The following is a 22,422-nucleotide window of genomic DNA, read 5'->3' as shown; positions in this document are numbered from 1 at the left end:
GTTCAGAGCCCCAATCCGTGCAGGAATGGCAGTGCGGACATCGGCAACGGCAGACCAAGACCGAATTTGAAGGCGAAGTAGGATCCGACGCCAAAGATGACGGCGATGAGTGCACTGTTGACCTGTTTGCGTCCGCCGACGAAGGTCAGCAGCGCGAACACGAACAGTGTCATGGCGATGAGGTAGCCGACCCAGAGGACGGCCCAGACGAAGATGGCGGAGGCCAGAAGGGTGACCAGGATTCTTCTGACCCCGATCCGGTCGGGGACGGCCGTATCTTCGCTTCGGTCGAGCCGGCCGGTGAGTGCGATGAGGAACAGGGCGACTCCCAGCACCATCAGCAGTGTGCCGATGATGGTGGGAAACAGGCCTGGGCCGGGTACTCCCCTGCTTGTCAGACCCAGGGACAGACCACCGTAGGTCAGTGCGCCGCCCAAGAGGGCAACGGCGGCTCCGGCTATCTGGTTGGCCCGCCGGTAGGCGGTCGTGACAGGCAGTCTCTCCTCGTGCGCTTGCGGATCAGCAATCGCTTCGCCTGGGTTCGGGGCGGCTGGGTCTTCTTTGACGCTTGCCATCATCGTCCCTCCGCTTAGTTTTCGATGTATGCGCCGAGTTTCTCCACCCGAGCCCTGATGTGGTCGCGTGAGCTGGTGCCGGCCTGAAGCTTCGTTGCTGATTCCAGCTCGGCTGCGTTCTTGGCGATCGCTGCTTCCAGAATGGATTCGGCGTCTTCGTAGGGCACTGCCAGGACGCCGTCCGGGTCACCGATGACCAAGTCGCCGGGCCGGATGGTCATCCCGTTGACGGAAATCGGAACGTTGATTTCACCGGGCCCGTCTTTGTAGGGTCCACGGTGCGTGACGCCGGCGGCGAAGACCGGAAGGTCCTGATCGGCGATGGCTCCGCTGTCGCGGATGGCTCCGTTAATGACTATGCCCCCGAGGCCAAGCTGGGTGGCGTGCATGACCATGAGTTCACCGATGATGGCATTGGTAAGGTCCCCTCCGGCGTCGACCACGACGATGTCGCCTGGTTCGGCCATGTCCAGGGCGAGGTGGACCATGAGGTTGTCTCCGGGCCTGGTCCGGACGGTGACTGCAGGACCGGCCATGACGGCACCTCGGTGCATGGGACGCAGACTGGCTCCTGCGGCACTGAGGCGGTGCATCGAGTCGCTGACGGTGGAGACGGGAACGGCCTTGTATCGCTCGGCGATCTGCGCTGAAATCGCCTGACGGCGGATGAGGGCCTGGAAGCCGGGTTTCATGAATGTTCTCCTTCTGCGGATTCTGGGGGGCGGTCTTAGAACTTGGCGCGGGTGTACAGCTTTTGGGCGTTCCCGGCGAAGATCTTGTTCTTGTCGTCCTCGGTCAGCCACTCGATGTCTTCGATGAAGCTGGCGGTGTCGTCGAACCGCTTCCCCGTTTTCGGGTCGATGGCTTTGGCGGTGCCGACGATCTCGGCGGCAAAGAGCACGTTGTCGACGCCCATCTTCCGGATGAGCATCTCCATGGAGTCGCTGTCGTAGATCGCCGTATCGAAGTAGATGTTCCTGATGGCCTCTTCGAAGGGCTTCTTGCCGGCCAGCTCATGCAGGGAGCGGTGGCGGTTGTACTGAAAAGGCGCAGCGCCGCCGCCATGGGGAACGATGATCTTCAGGGTCGGGAAACGGTCGAAGAGGTCGGACCAGGCGAGATCAAAGACGACGGCGGAGTCCGAGTTGGTGTAATGCGAGCCGTTGAGGTGCAGAGCGGGGTTCACCGTCGAAGTGGCGTGCAGGAGCACAGGCACGTCCAGTTCGACGACTTTCTCCCACAGCGGATACCACCAGGAATCGCTGATGGCCGGAGTGAAAGGCTGGCCGCCGCCGGCGACGTCAGGGTTCACGTTGACACCAACGAATCCCATGTCGTTGACAACACGGTCCAGTTCTTCGATGCAGTTGGCAGGACTGACCCCTGGGGACTGCGGCAACTGGGCCGCTGGAATCAGCTTGTCAGGGTACAGCGAGCAGGCACGGTGAATGAGGTCATTGCAGTGCTCGGTCCAGTAACGGCTGATCCGCTCATTGCCGAACTCATGACCCATGCCGGAGGCCCGTGGGGAAAAGATGAGCTTGTCAGTACCCGTCTGTTCCATCTCCGACAGCTGGCGCTGCAATGCAGCACGGATCTCATCGTCACTGATGACAATCTTTCCCTTTGCGGGCCGGTTCAACTGGGCGATCTGCCGCGCACGCCAAGCCTCCAGCTGCGGGGGCGCAGTGGTGAAGTGGCCGTGGGTGTCGATACGCATGAGGATTTCCTTCGGTTCGTCCTGTTTGGTCTGTAAAAGCTGGCCGTCCGGGTCGGGATGCCCTGCAGCGGGCCGTGGTTGCCCTGATTGTTCGTGTTCCTCGGGTCTGCCGGTGGCGCTGGCGGGAAAACGCCGTGCCGGCATTTCGATCTGTTTCTTCATCGTGTGGCCTGCCACATTGCGGCCCCGGAACTGCAGCCCGCAACACTATATGCATATTTCCTGCAGAAAAAAACATTTCTGCAATTTTCCTGCATGCCAGAGAGTGGCGGATGCCGTGATTGCGCAGCGCGTGGCACAGCATGGACTTGATGGGACGCGCTTCAGCCAGGGGATGGCTGGTCTGGGCCGTTATTGGGCCCCAGAGACGTCGGCGACTGGGCCCCTCAGGGCGCACGAACGAGCCGCTCCGCGGCAGCGCGGCGGGCTTGGACCCGGCGGCCGCGGAGCGGTCCTTCGAAAGTCTGCTTACTTGCCCAGAATCTCCGCGGCAGCGGATTCCTGGTCTTCCCAGTACTTGGTGGTTTCGGCGGCGTCACGGAACAGGATGTCGTAACCGGCTGCGTTCGCGGTCTTCACGAGGTCGGGATCCTTGGCTGCAGCTTCGGCACTGCGGCTGAGGATGTCGACGTATTCCTGCGGGGTGCCGGCGGGAGCGGCCAGAGTTACGTTGCCGGAGGTGACGATGTCGAAGCCGAGGGTCTTAAGGGTGGGCACGTCCGGAATCAGGGGGCTCTTGTCCTCGCTGGCCACCGCGAGCAAGCGGATTTGCTTGCTTTCAAGCCCGGTCTTCACGGCTCCGAGGCTTCCTACGGTCACTTGGATTTGTCCGCCCAGCAGCTGCGTGGTCTTGTCCGCTCCCCCGGTGTCGATGGTGACGACGTTGAAGTCAACACCGTTCTTTTCCAAGGCCGCCACGGTCAGGGCGTCGTCGCTGGTCACGTTGGTTCCGCCAGCCAGTGTGATGTGCCCGGGGGATGCCTTTGCGGCGGCGACCAGGTCTTCGAATGTCTTCCAGGGCGAGTCGGCGCGGACAGCGACAACGGTGGGGCTCGTGGCCAGTCCTGCGATGCCTTTGAAGGAAGCTGTGGTGTACGTGAGGTTCTTGGACTTGTCCAGGTAAGCCAGCGCAGAAGGCATATTGAGTGTTCCGATGGTCAGCCCGTCCGCTTTCTCGGCTGCCAGCTGGCTCAGGCCAACGGTGCCACCGGCACCGGGCTTGTTGATGACCTGCACGGGGCTGCCGAGTTCGTTGGACATTCCCTCGGCAACGATGCGGGCCAGGACATCGGTAAACCCGCCGGCGTCGTAGGGGACGATGACTTCGATGGGCTTTCCACTAGGGAATGAGGCGGTGGCTTGTGCGGTGGAATTGCCGCCAGTCCGCGCGCAGCCAGTCAAGGCCAAGGCGAGGATGACTGATCCTGCGGCCACACTGCCGATGATCTTGCGCATCTGTTTGCTCCTATTCTGCTGTGTTTGATGAGCGCCGCTTCAACAATGGTCCGGCGGGAGCGGGTTCTCTGTAGGCCGCTCGACCTCATCCCGCATGCCACTGTCTACCTGAGGCTCCAAGCTGCATGCGACCTACTGCAAGAGTGCATGGAAAATTGCAATAAAGTCAATAGCTGCAAGCTTGGGATCTAAAAATCCCTGTAATCAGCGGCCAATGCGGGTTGACTTTGCAGGATTGAACTTGCAAACTCAGATAGCACTGCAAGTAACCGTGACAGAGAGGTCAGGTTGATGGGACTCCGTAAAACCGTTCTGGAGAACACGAGAACGCTGACCGAATCGGACCGCAAGATCGTGGACATCCTGATGCGTGACATCCGTGAGGCGGCCTTCCTTCCGGCGGCCAGCGTGGCCTCGATGGCACAGGTTCACGAGTCCACCGTTGTCAGGCTGGCCCAGAAGCTGGGCTATGCCGGTTATTCGGAAATGCGTGATGCCATGCGCGCCGATGTCCGGGAACTCAACGATGGCAAATCCAGACTCGTGAAGTTGAATGATGAGCGCAAGTACGACCTCGGTTCGCTGGTGGTTGCCGAGGCGCAGGCGCTGATGAGGCTTCCTGATCACCTGTCCCAGGCCAGCCTGGACGAGGCCGCACAATTGCTTCTGGACGCCAACCACATCTTCATTTACGGAAACCACTATGCAATCCCTTTGGTCACTTTCCTTGACCGTAGGCTGCGGCTGCTGGGATTCCGGACATCACCGCTTGCCGCCGACAGCAGGGAACTGGCCGAACGGGCCAGTTCCCTGGGTTCCGGTGACCTGATCTTCGCGTTCGCCCTTCGCCGGGAACCCGCCGGATTGCTGCCCCTTCTCAGCAAGGCACAGGAACGAGGAGCGACCTCCATTGTTCTGACCGATGTCCACGGCCTGGCATTGGACCCGTCCCCGACGAAACTCCTGCTTGCCCCTCGCGGCCTGGACGAGGATTTCCGGACCCAGGTCGTACCGCATCTGGTGTGCTACGCACTGCAGCTGTCGATGTACCACCTTGCCCCGGAACGGTGCGAAGCAGCGTTGAGCAGTGTCGATGACCTGAACCGGGTTATCGAACCTGAAACCCGCCGGAAGCTCCGCCCCCGCATGAACCACACCTCCCCCGTCCCCCAGAGTGAGATCAAGAAATGAGCAATCAAAACGGCGTGACAGCTCAAGCGACGCCCTCCCACACGCTCGGTGAGGCCGAGGCAGCCGCCGAGCATTCGCTGGGACTTGAACCAACCCAACGTCTCCGGCGGGTGGTGGGACGGAATTTGTGGACCGGAAATCTGATCGGCGCCTGCGCGGCAGCAGCACTTGGTATCTACGTCATCATCTCGTCTTCGGGTTTTGGCTACGGCACCACATCAAAGCCTGGGGCTGGCGTATTTCCGCTGGCCATCGGGTTCGTCCTCGTCCTGCTCTCTCTGGTCTGGCTGGTGCAGTGTCTTGCGGGCAGGGTCTCCAGGGAAGAAGAACCGTCCGATGCAGACAGGCCGGGCCGGCTGAAGGTGGTCCTCACCGTTGCGGTGATCATCGGTTTCGCTCTCCTGGTCAACGTTCTGGGCTATCAGTTGACCATGCTGTTGGCCATGGCCACGATCCTCACCTTCGTTGCACGAACGAAGTGGTGGCTCACCTTGGTTCTTTCGGCCGGCATGGCCTTTGGCACCTTCACACTCTTTGACCTGGGCCTGGGCGTCTTGCTCCCTGTCTCCGGCATTCCTTTCCTTGAACAGCTCGGACTCTAGGAGCCACCATGTTTGATGCCTTACTCAATGGCTTCATCACAGTCCTGTCCCCCACCAATCTGCTCTTCGCCCTGATCGGTTGCGTCCTGGGCATGCTGGTGGGTGTCCTCCCGGGCTTCGGTCCCGCCGCAGCGACCGCACTGCTGCTGCCGGTGACCTTCGCTTTGGATCCCGTCACGGCCATCATCATGCTGGCCGCCATCCTCTACGGCGCAGCTTACGGGGGAACCGTCACAGCGGTGCTGATCAACGTTCCCGGTGAAACGTCCTCGGTCGCGACCACGATCGACGGGTACCAAATGGCCAAACAAGGCAGGGCTGGTCCCGCCCTTGCCATCGCCGCCATCGGCTCGTTCATCGGCGGTCTCATCGGTGTTCTCGGCTTTGTCGCCGCCGCCCCGTTGAGCCAGCTCGCCCTGAGCTTTGGTCCTGCCGAGTTCTTCGCGTTGACGCTGCTGGGCCTGACCCTGGTGGTGGGCCTTGCCAGCGGTTCCATCGTCAAAGCCCTCGTCAGTGCCGTCATCGGCCTCCTGCTCGGTGTTGTCGGGCTGGATCCCGTCAACGGCGTGGCCCGCTACACCTTCGGCAGCCTGGAACTTTTTGACGGCTTGAACTTCGTGCCGATCATCATGGGCATTTTCGGCCTTTCCGAACTGTTCATGAGCATCGAACGGCGGATCAGGCCCGATGACGAACCGATCAAGGTTGGCAAGATCATGCCCTCACGGAAAGAATTCCGTGCCTCGGCCCTGCCGATCCTGCGTGGCTCGCTGCTTGGGTTCGGCACCGGCCTGTTGCCCGGATCACCAGGTGCAGTGGCCTCGTTTGGCGCCTATGTGATGGAAACCAAGCTCTCCAAAACGCCGGAACGATTCGGCAAGGGCGCCATCGAGGGTGTCGCCGCCCCGGAATCGGCCAACAACGCCAACGCGATTTCCGGCATGATCCCCATGTTCACCCTGGGAATTCCAACCTCCGCGACGATGGCGATCCTCATGGGCGCGTTCATCGTCAACGGGCTGACCCCCGGTCCTCTCCTGTTCGCGAACAACCCCGACGTCGCCTGGGGAATCATCGCCTCGTTGGTCGTCGGCAACATCATCCTGCTGATCCTCAACCTGCCCCTGGTCCGTGTCTGGATCCTGTTCCTGAAGACCCCGTACCCGATCCTGTACGCGTTCGTCATCGCATTCATGATCGTTGGCGCTTACAGCCTGGACGGCAGTGTCTTTAACGTCTTCGTGATGCTGGGTGCCGGCCTGCTCGGCTATGTCCTTCGCAAAATCGAGGTCCCGCTGGCTCCCATTGCTCTGACGTTGGTGTTGGGACCGATCATGGAGCGCTCCCTGAACACGTCCCTGCAGATCTCTGAAGGTACCTTCTCGATTTTCAGCAACAGCGGCATCGCCATGGGCCTGCTCATCACCACAGGCGTGGTCCTGGTTCTGGCCGCGACCAAGTCCCTGTACCTGCCGTGGATCGTCAAGACCCGCGAAAAGATGAAGCGAACCAAGGTAGCTGCCTAACCGCATCACTGATGCGCTCCTGTACTGGGAGGCTGCAGACGGACAGCCCGTCGGCAGCCTCCCTTTCCATATGGCCCGGTTTCCCTGCCACACGCACCGGCAAGGGCCGGGCCAAGGCATCAAAAGCACGGCGGAACACCGATCCCGTGGAACACACCAGACAGCGGGGCCCGGTAAGCAAGTGATTGCTTACCGGGCCCCGCTGCTTGGTCGTGCAGGCACTGGCAAAGTGCGCTAGTCCGTAGGCGGTTCTTCGTCCTTGTGCCTGGCGGCCATGGACAGTGCTGCTGCCCCCGCCAGGAACGCCGCAGTGCTCCAGAAAACGGCTCCTACCCCCGCAGGGCCCGCGACGGCACCGACCGCCAAAGGGATGGACACCTGGGCGAGGCGGTTGGACGTCATGCGCAGCCCCAGCGCGGCGCCGCGTGCTCTCTTTGGCGCCAGGGACACAACCCACGCCATCGTCAACGGTTGCGGCAGCCCAAGACCCACACCGATCAGGCACATCAGCGGAAACGCCCACCACTGGTTCGCCAGCGGCAGGGCGCCGAGGGCGATAACGGCTACACCAATGGCGGCTGTGAGTACTTTCTGCCGGCCGAAGACGTCCAGAAGCCGCGACATGCCAAACCGGCTTGAGACGGTGAAGACGGCCCGCGATGCGAGCAGCAGTCCCACAACCGTTGCAGGAACGCCGCGCTCAACGGCCCATAGGGGCAGGAAGGAGGCCAACAGGTCAACGGAAACCAGCACGGCACCACTGACGACGAGGGACTGCCACATTCCCGGCACCCGCATCACTGCATGGACGGGAATGGACGCTTTACCTGTCGCAGTCCCCTTCACCGGCGCCATCTTTTTCTCCCGCCCGTTCATGGTCAGGACAGACCGAATCGCCAGCACCAGGAACCCCAAGCACACCAGCAACCCCAATGTGGTGTTGGGATGCGTTGTGGACGCTGATACGGCGGCGAAAGTGGTGACCAGTGGTGGCCCGAAGAGCTGGCCCATGGATGCGGCCGCGGTGAGCGCACCGAATGCCGTGTCGGATTTCCCGGCAGCGGTCAGCCGGGCCGCGAAGCATTGCTGCCCTACAAGAAGCCCGATGTGGCCGGCGCCCAGGAGGATCGCGGCGGTGAGTAGCCCGACGGGTACGGGGAACAGGAGTGCGATGGCGGTTCCGGCAAGGGCGATGAAGAGGCCTGCAGAGCGCACGACCGCGCTCCCGAACCGGTCGGCGATGCGACCGGTCGGGAGCGCGATGAGCAGCCCTGCGAGGGCGAACGCGGAGGATTGCAGTCCAAGGAAAAACGCGTCGCCCGTGATGGCCAGCGTCTGGTAGCTCATGATCAGGCGGGCACCCTGCCAAGCTGCTTGGCCGAGTGCCGCCTGAACCCAGAGCCCTACCGGCCGCTGGTGGTCTCTCACTGGGTGAGGGCCGTTTGGGCTTCCGATTTGAACTCGAAGGCATAGATCTTTGCCAGGTGCAGGTTGAACCGGAGCTGCACGGTCTGCCCGGCGAGATCAGCGATGTCGCCGCCGCGCCAAGTCACCTTCCGCGCAAGTTCATCACCGGAAAGCAGGGGCGCGTCGTCCAGGGAGAAGCCCGGGATGACGTTGCCCTTGGCGTCCAAGGCTTCAATCCGGACGGATCCCGCGGATCCCTGGGTCTTGAAGTTGATGGACAGTTCGTTGCCGGTGACCACGAGGCTGTGCGTGGTGAACTGGCCACGGTCATCAGCGACTACGGCCGAGACCCTGTCCTTCTTCCACGTTGCGTAGCCTGGGATGCCGAGCTTGGGGCGGCCGAAACGGGGGTACTTGTACGGCTTCTCGTAGCCGACAATCGGGATGCCGATGCGGTCACCCGGCAGGTCAACGATGCCGTAACCGGCTTCGAGGTCGTCGTACTCGAACTCGCTGGTTCCATCGTTCGGGGAAGCGATGCGGTTCCCCGGCGACCAGTTCCAGTACAGCCCGTCGGAGCTGACGGCCAAGGCGATGTCGCGGTTGTTGGTGTTGATGTTGAACATGGTCGCGTACATCAGGTAGACGTCATCAGTTCCCGGGTACTTCTGGACCGGGCAGTGCATGATGTCGGAGGCCGGGTGTGCCGTGAGCGGTACTTCCAGCACCGGATAGGGCGTTGACCAGGTTTTGAAGTCCGAGGTCTCCGTGCGCCCGGCCGAGCGACGTCCAGCGCGCTGCATGCGGAAGTAGCTGACGTACTTCTGGATCTTCTCGTCCCAGAAGGCGGTGTTCATCTGATCAGAGCAGTACATGACCAGGGGCTCAGGCAGTGCCTTCCAGTGGATGCCATCTGCTGAAACCGCGCCGGCAGTGGTGGCAAAGGTGCCCTCCTTGCCCGGCTTGCCCTTGGTGGACTTGGGGTCCATGTCTTCGCCGAAGCGTTCCTTCTGCCGTGCCAGGAAGCCAGCAGGATCATCGTATTTCTCTTCGGCCCGGTAGATGAGCTTGAAGCGTTCCTCCGGCGGTGCAGTCTCGTCGAGGAACACCGCGCCGCTGGCGAAGTGGTTGGGGCTGAGTTCACGCCCGTACACCCAGTTGGTCGGCTCTCCCTTGTAGTCTTGGAGACCGAGTTCGGGCTTGTGCCAATTCAGGCCGTCTTCGGATTCTGCATAGCAAAGTACCCAGCCCACGTCCCAGTGCCATTTCAGGTCGGGAGTGTCGTGGTGGTCCGGCGGCACAACGGTGTACCACATCTTGTACTTGCCTTCATGGACGATGACGTTGTTCACGTACATCAGATAAGCCTGTTCCCAAGGCTTGTCCGTGGGGAAGATCGGGCCGATCAGGTGGGCCTTTTCGGCTTCGATGCGGATGCCGAAGGGGGTGTCGGCCACTGCCACAGGCTCCGGAAGTGCCGGTCCCCATTGGGACATCTTCTTGGGCTTTTCCCCGGTGCCGACGGTGGCCGGGTCTACCCAGTTAATGTCTCCGACGCTGATGTTTCGGTAATCGACGAACAGTTGCGGGCCCTTGGGCCTGAGCGGCAACTTCTGGTCGGGAGTAATCAAGAGCATGTGCTTCTCCTCCTGGGAGTTGGTCGGGATTCCTTTAGTTGGCGTGCGCGGCGGCAGGCGAGATCACGATGCCGTCCGCGTCCGCGTAAACCCAGTCACCCTCGTTGATGGTGACGCCGCTGATCTCGATCGGCCCGCCCACGCGGCCGCTGTGCAGGTTGCGTTCGGTCTTGCGCGGGAACAGGCCTACGGCGCGGATCCCGATGGGTGTTGCGGAGAGCTCTGCGATGTCCCGGACGCAGCCATGGATGACGAGCCCGGCCCATCCGCTGTCAGCGGCGCGTTTGGCCAAGTTGCCGCCCAGCAGCGATGCCCTGGTGGAGCCGGCGCCGTCGACAACCAGGACGCGGCCTTCCCCAGGTGTCAGCACCAGTTCGCGGATAGGTGCGTTGTCTTCGAAGACCTTCACGGTCAGTGCAGGGCCGGCGAACTTGGAGATGCCGCCGAAATCCTGGAGGAGGTTGGGTGTGATGACTCCGACGTTGTCGTTCTTGTCGCAGAGATCGGAGGTTGCGAAGTCAATGGTGGTGGCGGAAGCGATGGTCGTCACAGCTTGATCCTTGGGTAGACGTTCAGTGCGTTGCCGGAGAAGATCTTCTCCTTGTCGGCGTCGCTGAGGGTGGTGTTCTCGGTGATGAAATGGGCGGTGTCATCGAACGTGGTGCCGGTTTCGGGGTCGATGTGCTTGGAGGTCCCGAACGGTTCCGTGGCGAAGAGGATGTTGTCGATCGGCATCTTGCGCAGCAACATATCCATGGAGTCGCGGTCGTAGATCGCGGTGTCGACGTAGATGCGCTTGATGGCTTCCTCGAACGGCATCCGGTTCGTCCCGAGGTGGAGCGAACGGTGGCGGTTGTAGTGGAACGGCCAGGATCCGCCGCCGTGGGGGACGACGAGTTTCAGGTCCGGGTAGCGGTCCAAGAGGTCGGACCAGGCGAGTTCGAAGAACGCCATGGAGTCGTGGTTGGTGTAGTGGGAACCGTTGAGGTGCAGCGCAGGGTTCACGCACGATGTTGCGTGCATCAAACCGGGGACCCGCAGGTCGATCATGGCTTCCCAGAGCGGGTTCCACCACTGGTCACTCAATTTGGGGGTGAAGGGCTGACCGCCACCGGAAATATCGGCGTTGATGTTCACACCCACGAAGCCCAGTTCGAGAACAACCCGCTCGACTTCGTCGATCCAATGCTTGGGCTTGACCCCAGGGGACTGCGGAAGCTGGGCTGCACCAATGAATTTGTCCGGGAACATTTCGCAGACCCGTGCGATCAGATCGTTGTTTGTCTGCGCCCAGTACAGGCTCATCTTGAAATCGCCGACCTCGTGTCCCATGCCGGAGGCGCGTGGGGAGAAGATCATGCGGTCGATGTTGTGCTTTTCCATCCGCTCAAGGTGACCCTGCAGCGAATCGGCAAGTTCCTGGTCTGAAATCTTGAGCGGACGGCCCTTGGTGGGTCGGTTGCGCTGGGACAGCTGCCGGCCGCGGTACGCGTCCAAAGCCTGAGGCGCCGTGGTGAAGTGGGCGTGGGATTCGATGATCACTTGAATGTGGCCTTTCTTAGGAGGTCGAGCGACGTTATTCGGCGAGCTGCCACTTGCCGCCGGCAACGTCGACAAAGTTGCTGACGGTCCGGCCGGTCGGTGTGGGGTGGTGTTCACGGGAGAAAGTGACACCGGCGTTCTTGATCAGCTCGATGGTGGCGTCGGGGTCATCGACAGCGAAGGCAATGTGGTCGATCTTGCTCGCCTCAAGCTTGTTGTCCTGGCGGATTTCGAACATCACCTGGTTCTCGCCCGGCAGGGCCACTTCTACAGAGCCACGATCCTCCATACGGCGGAGAACTTCGAAGCCGATGGAGGTGAAGAACCCAACAGTCTCTTCAAGATTGGGGACTTTGATGTCGATGTGATCGACGCGAGTGAGCATGGGAATCTCCTTTGACTTTGCGGGAATGCCTATAGACCAGGCGCTGGGAGCCGGTGCGGTGCCGGATGGCCCGTCGTCCTGCGCTCTGTACTGACTCTTGCAGATAAACATGCAGACTGTCAACAACTTTGCAAGAAAGTGGCCCAGCGCGGCAAGGCGGCTTCGGTTCAAAGTTCTCAGTAATAGCAAGCATTTTTCAATGAGATACAAAGAATTCGACTATTGACACAGATCACATAATCCTGCAGAGTGGCTTACACGATGCAAGGCCGATTGCAGGCAAGGTATGTTTTGCAGGTCCTTACATTTCGACCCAACGGAGCCTCAAATGCGATTCAGCGATGCTTTGCAAAGCAAGGCCGGCAGCCTGACAGAATCAGACCGGCGCATTGGCAACACCCTTCTAACGACATCATTTGGTGCCGCCGGCCTGACGGCTGCCCAGCTGGCCGCGGCGGCGAACGTCCATGAATCCACCGTCGTTCGCTTCGCGCAAAAACTTGGCTACGACGGGTTCCCCAGTCTCCGCGCCGGGTTGATCGCTGACTTCGAACGTCAAGTTGATATGGCGGGAGCCAGGTCCAGCAGGGCCAAGACCGAGCGTGACCCGTCGCTGGCTGCAGTTGTTAAGGCGCAGATTGAGCTGCTATCGGATCTGCCGCGGATCATCGAGCAGTCCACTATCGAGACCGCTGCTGAGATTCTGTGGACTGCCCAGCGGGTACTGGTCATTGGCCGTGGACTCATGGGTGCCCCCGCGGTATTCATGACGAGGAAGCTCAGCCTGCTGGGTGTCGCGGCCATTCATTCGGATCAGGGAGGCGGCGAGGCGGTCGAACGAAGCGCCCTCCTCGCGGAAGGTGACGCTGTCCTGATCTATGGCTTCAACGAGGAATATGCTGCGCTTGCCCCGTTGATCACGACCCTGCGCGCCAGGGGCATCCGGGGCATTCTGGTCACCGACCAGGCATCCCTCTTTGAGGAATCCCTGCCCGAAGTTGTCCTACCCGTCCCCCGGCGGCATTCCGATCACGGCGTCATGGCGGCAATCACCGTTGTCAGCTACGCCATCCAGTTCGCCATGGCGGACCAGAGGCCGGATCGGGCCAGGACGGTGTCCAGCGAAATAGTACGGCTTGCTGCCTCAAGCCGCCTGAACCACATCACGCGCGACTACGACCACATTCCCAACTTCGGAGAGCGCGACCCGGAAGAACCAGAACAGATTGGAGAACCTCAATGAAGAGACTCGGGAGAATATCTGCAGCGCTGCTGGTAGCAGCGCTGGCCCTGACAGGCTGTCAGGCAGGCAGCGGCAACACTGATCAGGCTGCCTGGCCCGATCAGGGGACACCCGGTGGCGGCGGCACCCTCACCGTCGTCAGCAACGCCGAGCTTTCCAGTCTTGAGCCGGGCGAAGCCGGCACTGCAGGCCACGCCTTCCCCGTCCTGCGCAATGTACTCCAGGGGCTCCTGACCCGGAACACCCAAACCAACGAAATCGAGCCGCTCCTCGCCACCGAGTGGTCCTCCCCTGACAACCTGCACTGGGTTTTCAAGCTCCGCAAAGATGTTGTCTGGCACGATGACACACCTCTGAATGCGGCGAATGCGGCGAAGTCACTGACGTACATCTGGGACAAGAAGGTCCCATACGCAGGGAACTTTGTTGGCGCCCCCGTCAAGTTCTCGGCCATTGACGAATACACGCTCGGCATGGAACTTACCGCACCGGATTCCCTCATTCCCGCCAAAATGACGGTCATGCCGCTGGCTTCCCCGGTGCAGATCGAAACCGCACCGCAGACTTTGCCCGAGAAGATGATCGGAACCGGCCCCTACAAGTTTGTCTCCTTTACCCCGGGCTCCGGAGTGAAGCTCGAACTGAACACGAAGTACTTCAACCTTCACCCCGGCATGTTTGACAAGGTCGACTGGACCTTCCGGACCGAGAGCCAGGTACGCGCCCAGCTCGTGCAAACGGGCGAGGCCGACGTCGCCGTCGGTGTGACGCCGGAACAATGTGAAGGTGCCGCGACCAGCGGCGCGCATTGCCTCTCCGTTCAGGCGACCGGGTTCCGGTTCCTGCGCCCGGACCAGTACAACCAGACCGTCCTCGCCGACGAACGGATCCGCCAAGCGATCGCCATGGGTGTGGACCGTCCGGGAATCGTCTCCGCCTTCATCAACAAAGACGGCAAGGTACTCGACAACGCAGGCCCCGAAGGCATGGTGGGCTTCGACAAGGACGTCAAGAGCTTCAATTACGACGTGGATGCTGCCAAGAAGCTGGTAGCGGACGCGAAAGCCGACGGCATCAACACCGGGCTGCCGCTGACCATCAAGTACCGTGTCGGCTTCTTCCCGAACATCGATGACATGGCTCAGACCGTGGCGACCAATCTGAACGCCATTGGCCTGAACGCAAAGGTCGAGGCCATGACCGACGCCGAAGGCCTGGCACAGTACCGGCAGAACTTCGAAGGCAACACGATCGAGAAGATACCAGCAGACCGCGGGTGGATCTTCCTGGCGACCACCACGAACGATCTCTTTGACTTCTCACAGCCGGCAGACACCCTGTTGACCTGCAAGGGCAAGTTCTCCGTCACCTGCGACCAAGAGTTCGAGGCTGCGTACAAGAAGGCGAACCAGCTGGTCGGTGACGAACGGCAGAAGGCCTTTGCTGATCTCTGGTCCTCGCTCTACGAGAAGGATGTGCCGTTCCTGCCCATCGGCCAGACGGCAAACAACTTCGTCATCTCCGACCGGGCGAAGATCCAGCCCACCTCGGATACGTTCCTTCCTCTCACGGAAGCCCGCGGACCCAAGACCGCCGGCAACTGAACCGACTCGGCGCCCCCATCTCCCCAAGTAGGTGGGGGCGCCGGCCACCCCGGAAGGCCCTTCCATGACTTCGTATGTGATCAAACGACTCCTCTCGGCTTTCGCCGTCATCTTCCTTGTACTCACTGCCATCTTCTTCGTCACCCAGCTTCTGGGTGACCCTGTTCAGCTGGTACTCGGCGACACCGCAAACTCAGAACAAATCGAAGCCGTCAGAGAGCGGCTGGGCCTGGACCAGCCCATCCTGGTCCAATACTGGAATTTCGTTGCCACGGCAGCCCAAGGATCCTTTGGCGACTCGTTCTGGCAGCAACAACCGGCCCTCGGCCTGGTTGTTTCCCGGCTTCCAGCGACGATGCTGCTGGCATTGGCAACGATCGCCATCATTGTGCCGATCGGAATTACGCTCGGCGTCCTGGCCGCCTACTACCAAGGCAGTGTTCTGGAACGCATCATCAACTTCTTCTCGATCGTTGGGAGTTCCCTGGTCTCCTTCTGGCTGGCCTTGATGCTGATCCTCTTGTTCGCCGTGACGCTGCGACTGCTCCCGACATCCGGGTACGGCTCGCCGGCCAACATCGTCCTGCCCGCAGTGACTCTCGCCACCTTGCAGATCGGAACCTTGGCCCAGGTCACCCGGACCAGCGTCTCTGAACAGCTATCCTCGAGCTTCGTCTCCGCCGCGCGTGCCAGAGGGTTGTCGCCGGCCCGAGTCATGACCCGCTACGCGCTCAGGAACGCGCTGATCCCGATCTTCACGGTTGCATCAGGCATGTTGATCGCCCTGGTCAACGGTGCGGTCATCGCCGAGGTTGTCTTCGGCTGGCCCGGCGTCGGGTTGCTCATCCTGCAGGCCATTCAGCAAGGGGACCTGCCCCTTATCCAAGCGGCGATATTTGTAACCGCCAGCCTGATCGTCATCCTGACACTGCTGGTCGATCTCGCCTACCTCCGAATCAACCCCCGAGTGAGGCTCCAATGACGTCGATGGTGACGGCACCCGAAACTCCGCCAGCCGTGTCCGCTGTAACCCCCGCCAAGAGCCCTGGAACGCCGCTGCGACTGCTCGTCAGGTCCGGGCTCAGGGACCCCCTGGTCATTGGAAGCTGCCTTTGGGTGCTGTTGGTCATCGTGGCCATCGCTTTCCGTGAAGTGATCCTTCCGTCAGGTTGGCAGGACTCCGTTCTCGTCAACCGGCTGAAGCCGCCCTTCTCCACCGATGCGGCAGGGCATTTTCACCTCCTGGGAACAGACGCGCTCGGACGCGATTACCTCATGCAAATGATCGCCGGTACCGGTGCCACCGTTTTCCCGGCACTGACTGCGGCCGCGCTGGGCCTGCTGGTCGGCCTGACCGTCGGTGCCGTCGCAGGCTACATGGGTGGAAAGGTCGATGCCGTTCTTCTGCGCATCACCGAATTCCAGATGGCATTTCCCTCGCTGTTGCTGGCCATCCTGATTCTGGCAAGCATGGGATCCAGCGTTGGCGTCCTGATCATCGTGCTCGCCCTGGGTGCCTGGACAGGCATCGCCAGGGTCGCCCGAGGACTCGCTTTGGAACTGCGTGAATTGGCGTTCGTTGACTCCGCGAAGGTCATTGGCGGCTCCAACATGCGCATCATTGCCCGCCACATCGCCCCCAACCTGTTCACTTCGGTGTTGGTCCTCGGGACCCTCGAAGTAGCGGCGTTGATGCTCAGTGCCGCCGGTCTGGACTTCCTGGGCCTGGGTGTCCAGCCTCCTGAAACATCGTGGGGACAGCTGGTATCCAAGGGCCGTGAAACCTTGGCCTCGGCCTGGTGGCTCGTCGTGATCCCGGGTCTGGCCATTTTCCTCACGACCCTCTCGGTAAACCTGATCGCCGTCTGGCTCCGCAACAACCTGGACCTTGACCAGCGCTCCCGAAACCTGGCCAAAGCCACCCGCAAAGCCGCCGTCCAATTCGACCCCGAGGAGGCCCCTGAACAACCGAGGCAGGACGGCGAACACGGCGCGAACAGCACCACGAACGCCATTTTGGAAGTCCGGGACCTGTTCGTGGACTTCGCCACCGACCGTGGCACCGCCAAGGCGGTGCGAGGTGTTTCCTGGGGCATCGGGAAGGCCGAAGTACTGGCCATCGTCGGTGAGTCCGGGTCCGGAAAGAGCGTTACCGCACGGGCAATCATGGGGATTCTGGAACGTCCCCAGGCCCGCATCCGCCGCGGGGCCATCGACTACGGCGGGGTGGACCTGCTGACGCTTCCGGAGAAGAAGCGCCGGGAGATTTACGGCGCCGGTATTTCCATGGTGCAGCAGGACGCCCTGGCAGCCCTGAACCCATCTGCGACGATCGCCACCCACCTGATCGAGGTCATCCAGGCCCACCAGGAAGGCGTCTCCCGGAAGCAGGCCCGCGAACAGGCAGTGGAACTGCTGCGGAAGGTGGGCATTCCCGATCCGGTTGCCCGGCTCGATGACTATCCGCACCAGTTTTCTGGTGGTATGCGCCAACGCGTCCTGATCGCCATGGCAATCGCAAACTCGCCGGCTGTCCTTATCGCCGACGAACCCACGACGGCGCTGGACGTGACAGTTCAGGCGCAGATTGTGAAACTGCTCCTGGAACTGAGGAAATCAACGGGGATGAGCATCATCCTCATCACCCATGACCTGTCGTTGGTGGCAGAAAGCGCAGACAGGGTCGTGGTCATGTACGCCGGGCGTGTCATGGAATCCGGGCCGGTTAGGAACGTCATCAGCCAACCAGCGCACCCCTACACGAAGCAGCTTCTGGCGGCGACGCCGGATGTCATGGTCACCAGTGAACGCCTGAAGCCCATACCGGGCTCTCCCCCAAGCCCAACGCGGGTTCCCACCGGGTGCCCCTTCAACCCACGCTGCGAACACGCACAGGACATCTGCCGGGAAATCCGGCCGAACCAACTGCAGCTGACACCCGTCCGGTCCAGCGCGTGCCACTTCGCCGAGGAGGTCGTGTCGGAATGACCGCAACTGCACAAACACAGAACACAGGACCGGCGCAGCCGGCCCTGGACGTCCGGAACCTCACCAAGAAATTCAAAGTCAAGAGGTCCCGATCCTCCAAAAAGGGCATCGTTCAGGCGGTGGCCGGTGTTGACCTGCAGGTCCGGCCCGGAACCACCCTGGGCATCGTGGGGGAATCCGGGTGCGGCAAAAGCACCCTCGCCCGGTTGCTGGCCGGGCTGGAGTCACCGACCAGCGGGGAAGGCTCGATCGATGGTCTGAGCGCGTTTTCAACGCACCGGGCAGAACGCCTCGAACGGGCCCGGAAACTGCAAATGGTCTTCCAGGACCCATACACCTCCCTGGATCCCCGCATGACCATCTTCGAACTGTTGAGCGAACCGTGGTCCGTTCACAAAGGCTTCCTGCCCAAGAACCAATGGCGTCCCACCGCCGAGAAGACCCTCGAACTCGTAGGCCTGGACCCGGCGCTGGCTTCCTCCACCGTCCGTTCCCTCTCCGGCGGCCAACGCCAAAGGATCGGCCTCGCCCGCGCCCTCGCCCTGCGACCAAAAATCCTCGTCCTCGACGAGCCGGTTTCCGCGCTCGATGTCTCCGTACAGGCGCAGATCGTTGAACTCCTCCGCGAGCTGCAGACCCGCACCGGCATGGCGATGATCTTCATCACCCACGACTTGGCAGTGGTGCGCAGCCTGGCAACCGAAATCGCCGTCATGTACCTGGGCAGGGTGGTCGAAACGGGACCGACGGAATCCGTATACGGCAACCCGCAACACCCCTACACCCAGGCCCTGCTGTCTGCCGCCCCGAGTTTCCACCAACCCAGCACCGAACGCCAGCTCGTACTGCAAGGCGAAGTTCCAAGCCCCCGGAACATTCCCAGCGGCTGCCCCTTCCGTACCCGCTGCTGGAAGGCACAGGACGTCTGCAGCACAGACCGTCCTCCCCTGGTAAGCCACGGACTGCAGCCAGTCGCCTGCCACTTCCCCGACAGCACGCCCCCTAATCCCGTTGCTGCCGAGCCCGGCAACAACCCAACCCAAGTAAAGGACCCATCATGACCGAGACCATTGAAACCACCCGGCTCACTGCCGCTGAACTCGTCGAGCGCTTCCGTAACATCCCCGCAGCCAACGTCGGCGACGCCATGGACCGGCTCGGTGCACTGGCACACATCGGCCCCGTCTGGGCCGGGGCGCGCGTCATCGGCACCGCCTACACCGTCTGGACCAGGGCCGGCGACAACATCGCCATCCACGACGCAATCGCGGCTGCCGCTGAAGGCGACGTCATTGTCATCAACGGCGAGGGTGACACCACCCGTGCGCTCTTGGGCGAAATGATGGGCAACAAGGCCCAGAAGCGTGGAATCCGCGGGTTCGTCGTCGACGGCATGGTTCGCGACGCTGAAGGTCTGAAAGACCTCGGCTTCCCGGTCTTCGCCCGCGGCGTCACCCCGGCCGGACCCTACAAGAGCGGTCCCGGCCGGCTCAACGAACCCATCGCCTGCGGCAACGTGGCAGTTTCCCCCGGCGACATCATCCTTGGCGACGACGACGGAGTTGTCGTCATCCCGCTGGCACGCGCCGAGGAAATCCTCGAAAAGGCCGAGGCCGTGTTCAAGAAGGAGGAACTGAAGCGCGAAGCCTTCTAAAGCTTCCTCCCACTGCCCGGAGAGAACCCAACCACGGCCACCTTGGAACGAACGGACGATGACCTCAATGAAGATGCACAGAATCCACGTTGCCCTGGCAACGATCGCGCTGCTCGCCGCCGGCACCATTACCGGCTGCAGCACTCAATCGACGCAGGCCACAACCGGGTTCGACTGGCCCTCTGACGGGCCACCGGGCGGTGGGGGGAACATCGTCATCGCGGGGACTACCGAACTCGCCAGCCTGGAGCCCAATGAAGCCGGTGCGGCCTCGCACGCAGTCCCCGTGATGCGGAACGTGTTCCAGCCGCTGTTGAACCGCAACACCAAGACCAGTGAGATCGAACCCCTGCTGGCCACGGAGTGGAAGGCCATCGACGAAACACACTGGGAATTCACACTGCGCGAAGGCGTCACCTGGCACGACGGAACTCCGTTCAACGCCGAAACGGCAGCCGCATCCCTGACGTACATCTGGAACCCCAAACTCAGCTACTCGAGCAACTACGTCTCCGGCGAGGCCCGCTTCCGGCCCATCGACGAGAAGACACTCGGCGTCGAACTGGGCAAACCAGACCCACTCTTCGAAGCGCGCATGACGATGCTGCCACTGGCCTCCCCCACCCAAATCGCCAAATCCCCCAACACCCTCCCCACACATCCCACCGGAACCGGACCTTACGAATTCGTCTCCTGGGCCCCGGGACAGAACCTCAAACTGAAGCTTTACCCAAGCTCATGGCAGGCAGCACCGGGCATGTTCGACACCGTCGAATGGTCCTTCCTGCAGGAAAACCAGGTCCGCGCCCAAAAGGTACAGACCGGCGAAGCCGACATCGCCCTGGGAGTCACCGACGACCAGTGCCGCACCAGCGCCCAGGACGGGGCCAAATGCGTTGAAATCGTCTCCAACGGCATCCGATACCTGCGCATCGACCAATACCACCAGACCACATTGGCCGACCCCCGGATCCGACAAGCCATTGCCTACGCAATTGACCGTGACGGCATCGCGAAAGCGTTCGTCACCCCCAACACAAGGGCCGCCAACAACCCTGGCGCACCCGCCATGGCCGGGTTCAGCAACGACGTCGACTTCCCATACGACCCTCAAAAGGCAGCAAACCTCGTCAAGGAGGCAGCCGCCGACGGCGTAAACATCTCAACGCCACTGTCCATCAAGTACCGGGTCGACATGTTCCCCAACGTGGACGACATAGCCCAAACAATCGCGACCAACCTCAAAGCGGCCGGACTCAACGCGAAAGTAGCCGCAGAAACAGAAACCGAAGGACTGGCCCAATACCGTCAGACCTTCGAAGGCAAAACCATCGAGGACATCCCCCAAGACCGAGGATGGCTCTTCCTGGCCAGAACCTCCAGCGAACTGTTCGACCTGTCTCAACCGGCCGGCACCATCCTTGAATGCAAAGGAAGGTTCTCCGTGTACTGCGACGCCGACTTCGAGCGGGAGCTGAACGCCGCAAAGAAACTGACCGGAGAACCTCGCAAGACAGCCATGGAAGCCCTGTGGAAGAAGTACTACACCGAGGAAGTCCCCATGCTTCCCCTGACGCAGGTAACAGACGAGTACGTCATCTCCGACCGAGTCGACATCACCCCCCGCGGTGACATGTTCCTCCCCCTCGCCGAAGCCCGCGCCAAGAAGAACTAAACAATACGGGTCGGCTGCGGGGTTCTCCCCCAGCCGACCCGCCAACCCTCCAGACCAGGACACCCAATCGTGAGCCAAAACAGATTCGCCGTCACCCCGCTGCCCCGCCCGACCGTGCCCGTGAGGGGTTCCGACATCCTGTGGCCGGTCCGACGTGTGCTGTGCGTGGGCCGCAACTACGCAGAGCATGCCAGGGAGATGGGAGCCAACCCCGACCGGGAACCCCCGTTTTTCTTCACCAAGCCGGGCGATTCGGTCGCCCCTGCTTCGGGGACGATCGCCTATCCTCCGCTGACGACCGACCTGCACCACGAAGTGGAGCTTGTGGTGGCCATAGGAACTAGGGCCTCTGGGGTCACTCCTGAGGAAGCCAGTGCATGCATCTATGGGTATTCCGTGGGGGTTGACCTTACACGCCGTGATCTGCAAAACGAGGCCAAAGAAATGCGCAGGCCTTGGGACTGGGGCAAAGCTTTCGATCAATCCGCACCGCTGACCCCTATCGTCCCCTTCACCCAACAACTGAATCAGGGGCGCATTTGGTTGGCCGTGAACGGCGACATTCGTCAAGAGGCCAACATCGCAGACATGATCTGGTCCGTCGAGGAAATAGTCTCCTTCGCTTCCCAATCCATCACCTTGCTGCCCGGTGACCTCATCTTCACGGGAACGCCCGCAGGAGTCGGTGCCGTCCATCCCGGCGACGTTCTCTCCGGCGGCGTCCACGGCGTTGCAAGCTTTGCTTTCAGCATCGGCAAAGTGCGCCCTGCGCCGGCGCAGTTCGCGCAGGACCACGAACTGACGCCGACCTTCCCCGCCGTCAGAATCATTTGACCCGCATGCAAGATAATTGCAGAATCAATCAAAGGAACAAGAAACTTGCGTGTAGATTTTCCACCATCCATCACCTTGGGAGATTCGATGACCCCGCTGGGCATAGCAACGCATTCCGCGGCGCGGAGGGCAGAACTCGGGGCCTACGTTCTCACGGGTGACTGGTCGATCCTTGCCCAGGGCGAGCAGGTCTGGTTGTACCGGGGCGAGAAGGTCCTGGCATCCGGCTGGGTTGACGGCGTGATGCCCGACGGCTCCGCCGTGTGGATCCAACGGCATGACGCCATGGGGCGAACGATGTTCCTCCGTGAAGACGTCAGCGCAATTGTCCGGGGCTGGATTCCATCGGGAACGTAGCCCACTGTCCCCCCACCGCCACGCCAG

General features: G+C 61.7%; 21 protein-coding genes. 12 read left to right on the top strand and 9 right to left on the bottom strand.

What is annotated here, in order from left to right:
- Positions 1-2 precede the first annotated feature (2 nt).
- From ACIPV6_RS19340 to ACIPV6_RS19325, 4 genes are all read right to left on the bottom strand, one after another.
- A complete protein-coding gene (locus tag ACIPV6_RS19340) occupies positions 3-575 on the bottom strand; it encodes a tripartite tricarboxylate transporter TctB family protein (protein ID WP_400272439.1) in 573 nt (190 codons plus the stop codon).
- Between the two features lie 14 nt (positions 576-589).
- Positions 590-1,267, bottom strand: a complete 678-nt coding sequence (locus tag ACIPV6_RS19335; RefSeq protein ID WP_400272438.1) for an RraA family protein — start codon at positions 1,265-1,267, stop codon at positions 590-592.
- Positions 1,268-1,302: 35 nt separating this feature from the next.
- Complete coding sequence (locus ACIPV6_RS19330; RefSeq protein ID WP_400272437.1) at positions 1,303-2,295, bottom strand: amidohydrolase family protein; 993 nt, start codon at positions 2,293-2,295, stop codon at positions 1,303-1,305.
- Positions 2,296-2,763: 468 nt separating this feature from the next.
- A complete protein-coding gene (locus tag ACIPV6_RS19325; protein WP_400272436.1) occupies positions 2,764-3,750 on the bottom strand; it encodes a tripartite tricarboxylate transporter substrate binding protein in 987 nt (328 codons plus the stop codon).
- Positions 3,751-4,041: 291 nt separating this feature from the next.
- Here ACIPV6_RS19325 and ACIPV6_RS19320 point away from each other — a divergent pair, with 291 nt between their 5' ends.
- Genes ACIPV6_RS19320 through ACIPV6_RS19310 form a run of 3 tightly spaced genes read left to right on the top strand, consistent with a single transcriptional unit; the run spans position 4,042 to position 7,069 of the window.
- Positions 4,042-4,941: a MurR/RpiR family transcriptional regulator gene (locus tag ACIPV6_RS19320; protein ID WP_400272435.1), complete on the top strand. Its 900-nt coding sequence runs from the start codon at positions 4,042-4,044 to the stop codon at positions 4,939-4,941.
- Complete coding sequence (locus ACIPV6_RS19315) at positions 4,938-5,543, top strand: tripartite tricarboxylate transporter TctB family protein (RefSeq protein WP_400272434.1); 606 nt, start codon at positions 4,938-4,940, stop codon at positions 5,541-5,543. The genes ACIPV6_RS19320 and ACIPV6_RS19315 overlap by 4 nt, the downstream gene beginning before the upstream one ends.
- Positions 5,544-5,551: 8 nt before the next feature.
- Positions 5,552-7,069 (top strand): tripartite tricarboxylate transporter permease, encoded by a 1,518-nt coding sequence (locus ACIPV6_RS19310; protein WP_400272433.1) that lies wholly within the window; start codon positions 5,552-5,554, stop codon positions 7,067-7,069.
- 234 nt (positions 7,070-7,303) lie between these two features.
- Here the strand turns inward: ACIPV6_RS19310 and ACIPV6_RS19305 are convergent, their stop codons facing one another.
- The 5 genes from ACIPV6_RS19305 to ACIPV6_RS19285 are packed head-to-tail and all read right to left on the bottom strand — an operon-like array spanning position 7,304 to position 12,040.
- Positions 7,304-8,497 (bottom strand): MFS transporter, encoded by a 1,194-nt coding sequence (locus tag ACIPV6_RS19305; protein ID WP_400272432.1) that lies wholly within the window; start codon positions 8,495-8,497, stop codon positions 7,304-7,306.
- A complete protein-coding gene (locus tag ACIPV6_RS19300) occupies positions 8,494-10,113 on the bottom strand; it encodes a hypothetical protein (protein WP_400272431.1) in 1,620 nt (539 codons plus the stop codon). Before ACIPV6_RS19300 ends, ACIPV6_RS19305 begins: the two co-directional genes overlap by 4 nt.
- A 34-nt stretch (positions 10,114-10,147) precedes the next feature.
- Positions 10,148-10,663: a ribonuclease E activity regulator RraA gene (gene rraA / locus ACIPV6_RS19295; RefSeq protein WP_400272430.1), complete on the bottom strand. Its 516-nt coding sequence runs from the start codon at positions 10,661-10,663 to the stop codon at positions 10,148-10,150.
- Entirely contained in the window at positions 10,660-11,655 is a 996-nt protein-coding gene (locus ACIPV6_RS19290) for an amidohydrolase family protein (RefSeq protein WP_400272429.1), read from the bottom strand. The genes rraA and ACIPV6_RS19290 overlap by 4 nt, the downstream gene beginning before the upstream one ends.
- A gap of 34 nt (positions 11,656-11,689) precedes the next feature.
- Positions 11,690-12,040, bottom strand: a complete 351-nt coding sequence (locus ACIPV6_RS19285; RefSeq protein WP_400272428.1) for a VOC family protein — start codon at positions 12,038-12,040, stop codon at positions 11,690-11,692.
- A gap of 328 nt (positions 12,041-12,368) precedes the next feature.
- Between ACIPV6_RS19285 and ACIPV6_RS19280 the strand changes: the two genes are divergently transcribed.
- From ACIPV6_RS19280 to ACIPV6_RS19240, 9 genes are all read left to right on the top strand, one after another.
- Complete coding sequence (locus tag ACIPV6_RS19280; RefSeq protein WP_400272427.1) at positions 12,369-13,283, top strand: MurR/RpiR family transcriptional regulator; 915 nt, start codon at positions 12,369-12,371, stop codon at positions 13,281-13,283.
- A complete protein-coding gene (locus ACIPV6_RS19275; protein ID WP_400272426.1) occupies positions 13,280-14,887 on the top strand; it encodes an ABC transporter substrate-binding protein in 1,608 nt (535 codons plus the stop codon). Before ACIPV6_RS19280 ends, ACIPV6_RS19275 begins: the two co-directional genes overlap by 4 nt.
- 64 nt (positions 14,888-14,951) lie before the next feature.
- Positions 14,952-15,869, top strand: a complete 918-nt coding sequence (locus ACIPV6_RS19270; protein ID WP_400272425.1) for an ABC transporter permease — start codon at positions 14,952-14,954, stop codon at positions 15,867-15,869.
- Between the two features lie 35 nt (positions 15,870-15,904).
- Positions 15,905-17,875, top strand: a complete 1,971-nt coding sequence (locus ACIPV6_RS19265) for a dipeptide/oligopeptide/nickel ABC transporter permease/ATP-binding protein (RefSeq protein ID WP_400272424.1) — start codon at positions 15,905-15,907, stop codon at positions 17,873-17,875.
- A complete protein-coding gene (locus ACIPV6_RS19260) occupies positions 17,872-18,936 on the top strand; it encodes an ABC transporter ATP-binding protein (RefSeq protein WP_400272423.1) in 1,065 nt (354 codons plus the stop codon). Before ACIPV6_RS19265 ends, ACIPV6_RS19260 begins: the two co-directional genes overlap by 4 nt.
- A complete protein-coding gene (locus ACIPV6_RS19255) occupies positions 18,933-19,529 on the top strand; it encodes an RraA family protein (RefSeq protein WP_400272422.1) in 597 nt (198 codons plus the stop codon). Before ACIPV6_RS19260 ends, ACIPV6_RS19255 begins: the two co-directional genes overlap by 4 nt.
- Before the next feature lie 67 nt (positions 19,530-19,596).
- Entirely contained in the window at positions 19,597-21,204 is a 1,608-nt protein-coding gene (locus tag ACIPV6_RS19250) for an ABC transporter substrate-binding protein (RefSeq protein WP_400272421.1), read from the top strand.
- Positions 21,205-21,273: 69 nt separating this feature from the next.
- Positions 21,274-22,038: a fumarylacetoacetate hydrolase family protein gene (locus ACIPV6_RS19245; protein ID WP_400272420.1), complete on the top strand. Its 765-nt coding sequence runs from the start codon at positions 21,274-21,276 to the stop codon at positions 22,036-22,038.
- A 45-nt stretch (positions 22,039-22,083) separates the two neighbouring features.
- Entirely contained in the window at positions 22,084-22,395 is a 312-nt protein-coding gene (locus ACIPV6_RS19240; RefSeq protein WP_400272419.1) for a hypothetical protein, read from the top strand.
- Positions 22,396-22,422: the final 27 nt, after the last annotated feature.

Source organism: Paenarthrobacter sp. NPDC089988 (assembly GCF_044748465.1).
In the GTDB taxonomy this organism is placed as follows: Bacteria; Actinomycetota; Actinomycetes; order Actinomycetales; family Micrococcaceae; genus Arthrobacter.
The sequence above is the reverse complement of the archived record's forward strand: the minus strand, read 5'-3'. Positions and strand labels throughout refer to the sequence as shown.